Source organism: Streptomyces solincola, from assembly GCF_002982015.1.
In the GTDB taxonomy this organism is placed as follows: domain Bacteria; phylum Actinomycetota; class Actinomycetes; order Streptomycetales; family Streptomycetaceae; genus Streptomyces; species Streptomyces solincola.
Map to the genome: position 1 here is coordinate 1 of NZ_PVLV01000588.1, position 9914 is coordinate 9914.

The 9914-nt window shown below is 72.3% G+C and carries 10 protein-coding genes and 1 riboswitch; of the genes, 2 read left to right on the plus strand and 8 right to left on the minus strand.

All coding sequences use genetic code 11. The features are described from left to right. Positions 1 to 974, plus strand: a 974-nt coding sequence (locus tag C6N75_RS27680; RefSeq protein ID WP_146132696.1) for an AAA family ATPase, incomplete at its 5' end; no start/stop codon positions are given. Between the two features lie 221 nt (positions 975 to 1195). Here the strand turns inward: C6N75_RS27680 and C6N75_RS27690 are convergent. The 8 genes from C6N75_RS27690 to ribD all read right to left on the minus strand — a co-directional run bounded on the left by C6N75_RS27690 (position 1196) and on the right by ribD (position 7150). After that, positions 1196 to 1648, minus strand: coding sequence for a PH domain-containing protein (locus tag C6N75_RS27690; RefSeq protein ID WP_105871604.1), 453 nt, complete (start codon positions 1646 to 1648; stop codon positions 1196 to 1198). A gap of 73 nt (positions 1649 to 1721) precedes the next feature. Beyond that, complete coding sequence (gene hisG / locus C6N75_RS27695) at positions 1722 to 2570, minus strand: ATP phosphoribosyltransferase (RefSeq protein ID WP_105871605.1); 849 nt, start codon at positions 2568 to 2570, stop codon at positions 1722 to 1724. A gap of 47 nt (positions 2571 to 2617) precedes the next feature. Beyond that, positions 2618 to 2899 carry a phosphoribosyl-ATP diphosphatase gene (locus C6N75_RS27700; RefSeq protein WP_105871606.1) on the minus strand — a complete coding sequence of 94 codons (282 nt, stop codon included), beginning with the start codon at positions 2897 to 2899 and terminating at the stop codon, positions 2618 to 2620. 54 nt (positions 2900 to 2953) lie between these two features. Then, complete coding sequence (gene ribH / locus C6N75_RS27705; RefSeq protein WP_105871607.1) at positions 2954 to 3439, minus strand: 6,7-dimethyl-8-ribityllumazine synthase; 486 nt, start codon at positions 3437 to 3439, stop codon at positions 2954 to 2956. 33 nt (positions 3440 to 3472) lie between these two features. Beyond that, the gene (locus tag C6N75_RS27710; protein ID WP_105871608.1) at positions 3473 to 4753 is read right to left on the minus strand and encodes a bifunctional 3,4-dihydroxy-2-butanone-4-phosphate synthase/GTP cyclohydrolase II; all 1281 of its coding nucleotides are present in this window, start codon (positions 4751 to 4753) and stop codon (positions 3473 to 3475) included. Beyond that, the gene (locus C6N75_RS27715) at positions 4750 to 5391 is read right to left on the minus strand and encodes a nicotinamide mononucleotide transporter family protein (RefSeq protein ID WP_105871609.1); all 642 of its coding nucleotides are present in this window, start codon (positions 5389 to 5391) and stop codon (positions 4750 to 4752) included. The genes C6N75_RS27710 and C6N75_RS27715 overlap by 4 nt, the downstream gene beginning before the upstream one ends. Further along, positions 5388 to 6065, minus strand: coding sequence for a riboflavin synthase (locus C6N75_RS27720; protein ID WP_105871610.1), 678 nt, complete (start codon positions 6063 to 6065; stop codon positions 5388 to 5390). The genes C6N75_RS27715 and C6N75_RS27720 overlap by 4 nt, the downstream gene beginning before the upstream one ends. A 2-nt stretch (positions 6066 to 6067) precedes the next feature. Continuing rightward, positions 6068 to 7150, minus strand: coding sequence for a bifunctional diaminohydroxyphosphoribosylaminopyrimidine deaminase/5-amino-6-(5-phosphoribosylamino)uracil reductase RibD (ribD, locus tag C6N75_RS27725; protein WP_105871611.1), 1083 nt, complete (start codon positions 7148 to 7150; stop codon positions 6068 to 6070). A gap of 167 nt (positions 7151 to 7317) precedes the next feature. Further along, positions 7318 to 7448, minus strand: a riboswitch (FMN riboswitch). A 286-nt stretch (positions 7449 to 7734) separates the two neighbouring features. Between ribD and C6N75_RS27730 the strand changes: the two genes are divergently transcribed. Further along, a partial coding sequence (locus tag C6N75_RS27730; RefSeq protein ID WP_105871612.1) for a chitinase C-terminal domain-containing protein occupies positions 7735 to 9914 on the plus strand: 2180 nt, incomplete at its 3' end.

Below are 9914 nucleotides of genomic sequence, written 5' to 3' on the forward strand. Positions count from 1 at the left end.
CGCGGGTGCGGCTCGGGTCCGGGGCGGCGGCCGCGCCCGGTGGGGCCGCCGATCCCGAGCTGCTCGCCGACGCGCTCGCCGAGCTGGAGCGGATGGTCGGGCTGGAGCCGGTCAAGCGCCAGGTGAAGGCGGTCTCCGCGCAGTTGGAGATGGCCAGGCTGCGCGCGGAGCGCGGACTTCCGGTGCAGCCGCCGAAACGTCACTTTGTGTTCTCCGGCCCCTCCGGCACCGGGAAGACCACGGTCGCCCGCATCCTGGGCCGGGTCTTCTACGCCCTCGGGCTGCTGGGCGGCGACCACCTGGTGGAGGCCCAGCGGGCGGACCTGGTGGGCGAGTTCCTGGGGCAGACCGCGGTGAAGGCCAACGAGCTGATCGACTCGGCCCTGGGCGGGGTGCTGTTCGTGGACGAGGCGTACGCGCTGTCCAACTCCGGCTACAGCAAGGGCGACGCGTACGGCGACGAGGCGCTACAGGTGCTGCTGAAGCGGGCCGAGGACAACCGGGACCGCCTGGTGGTGATCCTGGCCGGCTATCCGGAGGGCATGGACCGGCTGCTGGCCGCCAACCCCGGGTTGTCGTCGCGCTTCACCACCCGGGTGGACTTCCCCTCGTACCGGCCGCTGGAGCTGACCGCCATCGGGGAGGTGCTGGCGGACGCCAACGACGACCGGTGGGACGCCGAGGCGCGCGACGAACTGCTGTCGATCAGCGGCCATGTGGTGGAGCAGGGCTGGATCGACGAGCTGGGCAACGGGCGTTTCCTGCGCACCCTGTACGAGAAGTCGTGCGCGTACCGGGACCTGCGGCTGACCGGCTACCGCGGCGAGCCGACCCGGGACGATCTGGCGACGCTGCGGCTGCCGGACCTGATGCAGGCGTACGGGGAGGTGCTGTCCGGACGCAACCCGGTCCGGCGCGCCCCGGAGGACCCACCCGCCGCCGGCCCGGGTATGCCGGGGCTGCCCGGCTACTGAGCCCGGCGGCCGCCGGCGGGGCGGGCGGCCGGCGGTGCGTCGACGACGAAGAACAGGAAGCAGGGGCGGGTCGACAGGTCGCGGAAGGCGTCGGGGAACTCCTCCCGGCCGGCCGGGTCGGGCCGCGGGTCGCTCGGCCGCCGGGTCGGAGCACGTGCCGGAGCTCGGCCGGCGTCGGCCCCCAGTCCGCCAGGTCACGCGCTGCGGGTCCCGCGGGTGCGTCAGGCGCGGTCGGGGCCGGTGCCGTGGGACTCGGCGAGCGCGCGCAGCGCGGTCGCGTCGCGGATGGCCTGGCGGCGGCCGATGCCGGGCTGGATGCCGAGCGCGGGCAGGCTGGTGCCGTCGCTGAGGTCGAGGAAGACCCAGGGGTCGCCCTCGCGGAGGTTGACCCGGAGGATCTCCGCCCAGGCGAGCCGGCGGGTGTGCACCAGGTTGACCACGGTGACGCCGGTGTCGTCGGCGACCACCTTGGGTCGGGAGAGCAGCACCAGCACACCCAGGAACAGGGCCGCGACCAGGATGAAGCTGGCGCGTTCGCCGGGGCCGAGTTTCTCCAGGGTGAGGGCGATCAGGGTGATCACGGCGAACATCGCCGCGCCTGCGGTCAGCAGCACCGCTCGGGTGCGGGTCGGCCGGAAGACGGCCGGGAGGGCGGTGGCTCGGGGGTCGGGCATAGGGCGTCGTCCGGTTCTTCCGGTGTGCGGGGCCGGGGCGCCGCCGGCGGGGTGGGTCCGCCGGCGGTCCGGGTCACAGGCGGCAGGCGTGGATCTCGGTGGTCAGGATGGCCCGGGCGCCGAGCGCGTACAGGTCGTCCATGATCCGCTGGGCCTCGCGGGCGGGGACCATGGCGCGGACCGCGACCCAGCCCTCGTGGTGCAGCGGGGAGACGGTGGGCGACTCCAGGCCGGGGGTGAGGGAGACGGCCCGCTCCAGGTGCTCGACCCGGCAGTCGTAGTCCATCATCACGTACGAGCGGGCCACCAGGACGCCCTGGAGGCGGCGGAGGAACTGCTGCACCTTGGGGTCGTCGTCGGGGGCGCCGGTGCGCCGGATGACGACGGCCTCGGAGGTCAGGATGGGCTCGCCGATCACCTCCAGGCCGGCGTTGCGCAGCGAGGTGCCGGTCTCCACGACGTCCGCGATGACCTGGGCGACGCCCAGTTCGACGGCCGTTTCCACGGCGCCGTCCAGGTGGACGACGGAGGCGTCGATGCCCTGGTCGGCGAGGTGCTTGGCGACGATCCCCTCGTAGGAGGTGGCGATCGTCATGCCGCCGAAGTCGGCGGGGCCGGCGGCGGTGCCGGGGCGGGTGGCGTAGCGGAAGGTGGAGCGGGCGAAGCCGAGCTGGAGGATCTCCTCGGCGTTGGCGCCGGAGTCCAGCAGCAGGTCGCGGCCGGTGATGCCGATGTCGAGCTTGCCGGAGCTGACGTAGATGGCGATGTCCCGGGGGCGCAGGTAGAAGAACTCCACCTCGTTGACCGGGTCGACCAGGACGAGCTCCTTGGACTCCTTGCGCTGCTGGTAGCCGGCCTCATGGAGCATCGCCGACGCAGGTCCGGACAGTGAACCCTTGTTGGGGACGGCGATGCGCAGCATGGGGTGGTTCCTTCTTTCGGGGTCGGACTGCGGGATTGCGGTGCGGCTCAGAGGTGGGCGTACACGTCGTCGAGGGAGATCCCGCGCGCGACCATCATCACCTGGACGTGGTACAGCAGCTGCGAGATCTCCTCGGCGGCGGCTTCCTTGCCCTCGTACTCGGCGGCCATCCAGACCTCGGCGGCCTCCTCGACGACCTTCTTGCCGATGGCATGGACGCCCTTGTCCACCAGTTCGGCGGTGCGGGAGGTGGCGGGGTCGCCGGTCTTGGCCTTGAGCTCCAGCTCGGCGAAGAGCTCTTCGAAGCTTTTACGGATTCTGTTCGCCATGATGGGACCAGAGTACGGGGTGCCCGCCCGGCCTCCGGTGCCAGGGCCCGGCACTCAGCGCCAGGGTTCGCTGACCGTGCGCAGCGTGGTGGCGGTGGCGACGGCGGCGGTGACCGCCTCGTGGCCCTTGTCCTCGGCGGAGCCCTCAAGGCCGGCGCGGTCCAGCGCCTGCGCCTCGTCGTCACAGGTCAGCACGCCGAAGCCGACGGGTACGCCGGTGTCGACGGAGACCTGGACCAGGCCCTGGGTGACGCCCTGGCACACGTACTCGAAGTGCGGGGTGCCGCCGCGGATGACGACGCCGAGGGCGACGACCGCGTCGTAGCCTCGGCCGGCGAGGACCTTGGCGACGACCGGCAGTTCGAAGCTGCCGGGGACGCGCAGCACGGTGGGCTCGTCGATGCCCAGCTCGTGCAGGGCGCGCAGGGCGCCGTTCACCAGGCCGTCCATGATCTTCTCGTGCCACTGGGCGGCGACCACGGCCACCCGCAGGTCGCCGCAGTTCTTCACGCTCAGTTCGGGTGCGCCCTTGCCGCTCACGTACGTGTCTCCTCGTGCTGGGGGGATGGTGGGTTACTGGGGGTGGCAGGCGGACGCGGCGGTGGCGTCCAGCCAGGGCAGGTCGTGGCCCATCCGGTCGCGCTTGGTGCGCAGGTAGCGGATGTTGTGCTCGCCGGCCTGGACGGGCATCGGCTCGCGGCCGGTGACGGTCAGCCCGTGCCGGGTGAGGGCCTCGACCTTGTCGGGGTTGTTGGTGAGCAGCCGCAGGCCGCGCACGCCGAGGTCGGCGAGCATCTGCGCGCCGGCCGCGTAGTCCCGGGCGTCGGCGGGCAGGCCGAGTTCCAGGTTGGCGTCGAGGGTGTCGTGGCCGCGTTCCTGGAGTTCGTAGGCGCGCAGCTTGGACAGCAGTCCGATGCCGCGTCCCTCGTGGCCGCGCAGGTAGACGACGACGCCGCGGCCGGCGGCGGTGATCCGCTCCATGGAGGCGTCGAGCTGGGGGCCGCAGTCGCAGCGCAGCGAGTGGAAGACGTCGCCGGTGAGGCATTCGGAGTGGATCCGGACGAGGACGTCCTCGCCGTCGCCCAGGTCGCCGTGGACGAGGGCGATGTGCTCGACGCCGTCGACGGTGGAGCGGTAGCCGTAGGCGGTGAAGTCACCGTGCGCGGTGGGCAGGCGGACCTCGGCCTCGCGGCGGACGGTGGGCTCGTTGCTCCTGCGGTAGGCGATCAGGTCCTCGATGGAGATGATCGTCAGGCCGTGCTTGCGGGCGAACGGGACGAGTTCGGGCAGCCGCAGCATGGTGCCGTCCTCGCCGGCGATCTCCACGATGGCGCCGGCCGGGCGCAGTCCGGCGAGCCGGGCGAGGTCGACGGCGGCCTCGGTGTGGCCGGGGCGGGTGAGGACGCCGCCGGGGCGGGCGCGCAGCGGGAAGACGTGCCCGGGGCGGACCAGGTCGCCGGGCTCGGCGCGCCCGCCGCCCAGCAGCTGGAGGGTGGTGGCCCGGTCGGCGGCGGAGATGCCGGTGGTGACGCCGTAGGCGGGGCCGGCGTCCACCGAGACGGTGAACGCGGTCTTCATGGACTCGGTGTTGTCCTGGACCATCTGCGGAAGACGCAGGCGGTCCAGTTCCTCCCCCTCCATGGGGGCGCAGATGAGGCCGCGGCACTCGCTCATCATGAAGGCGACGACCTCGGGGGTGGCCTTCTCGGCGGCGATGACGAGGTCGCCCTCGTTCTCCCGGTCCTCGTCGTCGACGACCACGATGGGCCGGCCGGCGGCGATGTCGCGGACGGCCTGCTCGACGGGGTCGAGGGAGAGGTCCTCGGTGTCCCAGATCGTGTGCTGCGCGCTCATGCGCCCGCTCCTTCCAGGGTGGCGGCGTTCGTGCGGGAGCGGAGCCACCAGTCGCGCAGGCCCCACAGCACCAGGGCGCCGTAGATGACGTAGACGAAGCCGGAGAAGGCGAAGCCGTTGGCGAAGTTCAGCGGGACGCCGACGAGGTCGACCAGCAGCCAGGCGAACCAGAACTCGACCATGCCGCGGGCCTGGGCGTACATGGCGACCAGGGTGCCGACGAAGATGTACGCGTCGGGCCACGGGTCCCAGGACAGGTGCGGGAAGGCGGTGAACAGGCCGCCGACGGCGAGGGTGCCGAGCACGGCGCCGCCGGCCATCAGGGCGCGCTCGCGCCAGCCGGCGAAGCGCACGGCGAGCGAGCCGTCCTGGGCCTGGGCGCGGCCGCGGGTCCACTGCCACCAGCCCCAGGCGGCGACGAGCATGACCACGACCTGCTTGCCGGCGCTGCCGGTGAGGTGGGAGGTGGCGAAGGCGGCGAAGAGGATGAGGCCGGCGAGGAACTGGGCGGGCCAGGTCCACACTGAGCGCCGCCAGCCGAGTGCCAGGGCGGCCAGGCCGATGATGTTGCCGATCATGTCGGCCCATTTGATCGGCTGGTCGAAGGCGGTGAAGGCGACCGCGTTGAGCCAGTTCACCGCGGCGTCCCCTCGGGGCCGGCGGGGCGGTCGGCGAGCGCTTCGGCGGCCGCCGAGGCGCCGGTCGGGGCGGCGGGGGCGTCCTTCGCGGTTCCCATCAGCCGTTCGACGTACTTGGCGATCACGTCGACCTCCAGGTTGACCGGGTCGCCGGGCTGCTTCACGCCCAGGGTGGTGAGCGCCAGGGTGGTGGGGATGAGGCTGATGGTGAAGTAGTCGGGTCCGGCGTCCACGACGGTGAGGCTGACGCCGTCCACCGTGATGGAGCCCTTCTCGACGACGTAGCGGGCCAGCTTGGGCGGCAGGGAGACCTTGACGATCTCCCAGTGCTCGGAGGGGGTGCGGGCCAGGATCGCGCCGGTGCCGTCGACGTGGCCCTGCACGATGTGGCCGCCGAGCCGTCCGCCGACGGCCATCGGCCGCTCCAGGTTGACCCGGGAGCCCGGGGCGAGCGCGCCGAGGCTGGAGCGCTTGAGGGTCTCGGCCATCACGTCGGCGGTGAACTCGCCGCCCTCGGTGTCGACCACGGTGAGGCAGACGCCGTTGACGGCGATGGAGTCGCCGTGCCGGGCCCCCTCGGTGACGACCGGGCCGCGCAGGCGGAAGCGGCAGGAGTCCCCGAGGTCGTCCACGGCGGTGACCTCGCCCAGCTCTTCGACGATTCCGGTGAACACGCTCAGCGCTCCTTCGGCTTGGCGGTGATCCGCAGGTCGGTACCGATGCGGACGACTTCGGTGACGTCGAGGCGCAACGCCTCGGTGATGGTGGTGATTCCGGCGTCGGCGAGGGCGGCCGGTCCGGCGCCGAGCAGGACCGGCGCGAGGTAGCCGACAACCCGGTCGATCGCGCCGGCGGCGGCGAACGCGCCGGCGAGGGTGGCTCCGCCTTCCAGCAGCACCGAGCGGACCGCGCGCGCGTGCAGGGCGGTGAGCAGGTCGTGGACGCCGAACCGGCCGTCGTGCAGCGGCAGTCGGAGCACGTCGACGCCGCCGGGCAGGTGGCGGGTGTCGGCGTCCTCGCCGGCGACCAGCAGGGTGGGGGCGGCGTCGTCGAGCACCCGGGCGGTGGGCCGGATGCCGGCGGCGGCGTCGAGCACGACCCGCAGCGGCTGGACGGCGCCTTCGACGCCGCGGACCGCGAGGTGCGGGTCGTCGGCGCGCAGGGTGCCCGAGCCGGCCAGGACGGCGTCGGCCTCGGCGCGCAGCCGGTGGACGTCGGCGCGGGCCTCGGCGGAGCTGATCCAGCGGCTGGTGCCGTCGGCGGCGGCGGTGCGGCCGTCCAGGGTGGCGGCGTACTTCCAGGTGACGTGCGGCCGGCCGAGGCGTACGGAGGTCAGCCAGGCGGTGTTGCCCGCCTCGGCCTCCTCGGCGAGCAGTCCGCCCTCGACCTGGACGCCGGCCGCGCGCAGGGTGTCCGCCCCGCCGGTGGCCTGCGGGTTCGGGTCGCCGACGGCGTAGACCACGCGGGCGATCCCGGCGTCGAGCAGGGCGCGGGCGCAGGGTCCGGTGCGGCCGGTGTGGTTGCAGGGTTCGAGGGTGACGTACGCGGTGCCGCCGCGGGCCCGCTCGCCGGCCGCGCGCAGGGCGTGCACCTCGGCGTGCGGGCCGCCGGCGCGCTGGTGCCAGCCTTCGCCGGCCGTCTCGCCCGCGGCGTCGAGGACGACGCAGCCGACGACGGGGTTGGGGCTGGTGGAGCCGAGGCCGCGGGTGGCGAGCGCGATGGCGCGGCGCATGGCGGCGGTGTCGGCTGCGGTGGGCACCGGGTCCTCCTCGCCTGTCGGGGCGCGGACTCCGGGGCCTGTCGAATGACGACAGAGAGCGGAGGACCACCGCACACAGGGGACGCCGATCGGCCGAGGCGCGGGCCACCGGCGTATGCGGTGACCAGCGGACATACGGCCGGCGCACCCCTGGACAGGGTCACCCGCCGCGCACTGCCTCCCATCCGGACTTTCACCGTCGGTCCAGGAGTTTCACCTGGTCAACCGGCCACTGGCTGCGGCCGGGTCGCGGACTGTAACCGCCGGTTCGGAATTGCACCGACCCCGGAGTGCGCTGCTGCTGATACAGGGCCAGTGTGCCACGGACGGTCACCGGCGCGCCGGGCGGTTCACGTGTCCTGCGTCACAGCACGGCGGAAGAAATTCTCGTTGCCGCTATTGGTCCAGACCTATTGACCCCTTGGTCTAGTCCTCTTAACCTCGGCTCACCTCCATGGAGAATCCGGCCACCCGGTGTGCGCACACCGCGGCCGACCAGCGCCACGCACCTTCCGTACCTCCCTTCCGTGTGCTTCCCGCACATCCCCGTCGTGTGCCCCCCTGACTGCCCCAGGAGGATCCCCGTGCTGTCCCCCACCCGTGCCAGAGCCACCGTGCTGGCATCCGGCGCCGCCGTCGCCGGGCTGCTGCTCGGCATGCTCTCCGGCGGCGTCTCCCAGGCCGCCGACCAGGAGTCCTGTCGACCCGACGGGCTGTACAAGACGCCCGGCGTCGACGTCCCGTACTGCTCGGTGTACGACACCGAGGGCCGCGAGAAGATGGGCGCGGACCACCAGCGCCGCGTCATCGGCTACTTCACCGGCTGGCGCACCGGCAAGGACGGCACCCCCGCCTACCTCGCCAAGGACATCCCCTGGGGCAAGGTCACCCACCTCAACTACGCCTTCGGCCACGTCGACTCGGCCAACAGGCTCTCGGTCGGCGCGGACGGCCCCGACAACGCGGCCACCGGGATGACCTGGCCGGGCGTGGCGGGCGCGGAGATGGACCCGGCGCTGCCCTACAAGGGCCACTTCAACCTGCTGAACAAGTACAAGAAGCAGCACCCCGAGGTGAAGACGCTCATCTCGGTCGGCGGCTGGGCCGAGACGGGCGGCTACTTCGGCGCGGACGGCAAGCGGGTCGGCTCCGGCGGCTTCTACACCATGGCCACCAACGCCGACGGCTCGGTCAACCAGCCCGGCATCGACACCTTCGCCGACTCGGCCGTCGCCTTCATCAAGAAGTACGGCTTCAACGGCGTCGACATCGACTACGAGTACCCGACCTCGATGAAGGACGCCGGGCACCCGGCCGACTTCGCCATCTCCAACGCCCGCCGGGGCGGCCTGGTCAAGGGCTACGCGGCGCTGATGAAGAGCCTGCGCGAGAAGCTGGACCGGGCCGGCGCGGCCGACGGCAAGCACTACATGCTCACCGTGGCGGCCCCCTCCTCCGGCTACCTGCTGCGCGGCATGGAGACCTTCCAGGTCCAGAAGTACCTGGACTACGTCAACATCATGTCCTACGACCTGCACGGCGCCTGGAACGAGTACGTCGGCCCGAACGCCTCGCTGTTCGACGACGGCAAGGACGCCGAGCTGGCCGCCGCCAACGTGTACGGCAGCCAGCAGTACGGCGGCATCGGCTACCTGAACACCGACTGGGCGTACCACTACTTCCGCGGCTCGATGCCGGCCGGCCGGATCAACATCGGCCTGCCCTACTACACCCGCGGCCACAAGAACGTGCAGGGCGGCACCGACGGACTCTGGGGGAAGGCGGTCGCGAGCACCTGCCCGGCCGGCTCGGGGCTGACCAAGTGCGGTGACGGCGCCAGCGGCATCGACAACCTCTGGCACGACAAGGACGACAACGGCAAGGAGTCGCCCGCCGGCTCCAACCCGATGTGGCACGCCAAGAACCTGGAGAAGGGCGTCCTCGGCGACTACCTCCCGGCCTACGGCTTCGGCGCCGGCACCAAGCTCACCGGCTCCTACGCCCGCAAGTACGACTCCACGCTGGTCGCGCCCTGGCTGTGGAACGCCCAGACGCGCACCTTCCTGTCCACCGAGGACGAGCAGTCGGTGGCCCGCAAGGCCGACTACGTGGTGGACAAGGGCATCGGCGGCACCATGATCTGGGAGCTGGCCGGCGACTACGGCTGGAACGCGGCCAAGGGCCAGTACGAGCCCGGCTCGACCCTGACCTCCCTGATGTACGACAAGTTCAAGGCGGCCCCGGCCTACGGCGCCAAGGTCTCCAACAGGGCGCTGCCCACCAAGGCGGTCAACGTCGGCGTGGAGTTCGGCGAGTTCAAGCTGGGCGACTCCAACTACCCGATCACCCCCAAGGTGAAGATCACCAACAACACCAAGACGGCCCTGCCCGGCGGCACGGAGTTCCAGTTCGACTACTCCACCTCCGCCCCGGGCAACGCCTCGGACCAGTCCGGCTTCGGCACCAAGGTGATCTCCAGCGACCACACCGGCTCCAACATCGGCGGCCTGAAGGGCGACTTCCACCGGGTCTCGCTGAAGCTGCCGGCCTGGCAGTCGCTGGCCCCCGGCGCCTCGGTCGACCTCTCCTTCAACTACTACCTGCCCGTCTCCACCCCGTGGAACTGGACGGTGAACATCGGCGGCACGAGCTACGCGCTCGCCGGTGACCTGGGCCGCGGCACCACCGTCGTCGAGCCCGGCGGCGGCACCCCGGACCCGACCCCGACGCCCACCCCGGGGGCCTGGGCCGCCCCGGCCTGGAA

Excerpts from the sequence above, each read along its gene's own strand:
- C6N75_RS27690 (WP_105871604.1), bottom strand. The coding sequence starts at position 1,648 with ATGCCCGACCCCCGAGCCACCGCCCTCCCGGCCGTCTTCCGGCCGACC.
- hisG (WP_105871605.1), bottom strand. The coding sequence starts at position 2,570 with ATGCTGCGCATCGCCGTCCCCAACAAGGGTTCACTGTCCGGACCTGCG.
- C6N75_RS27700 (WP_105871606.1), bottom strand. The coding sequence starts at position 2,899 with ATGGCGAACAGAATCCGTAAAAGCTTCGAAGAGCTCTTCGCCGAGCTG.
- C6N75_RS27710 (WP_105871608.1), bottom strand. The coding sequence starts at position 4,753 with ATGAGCGCGCAGCACACGATCTGGGACACCGAGGACCTCTCCCTCGAC.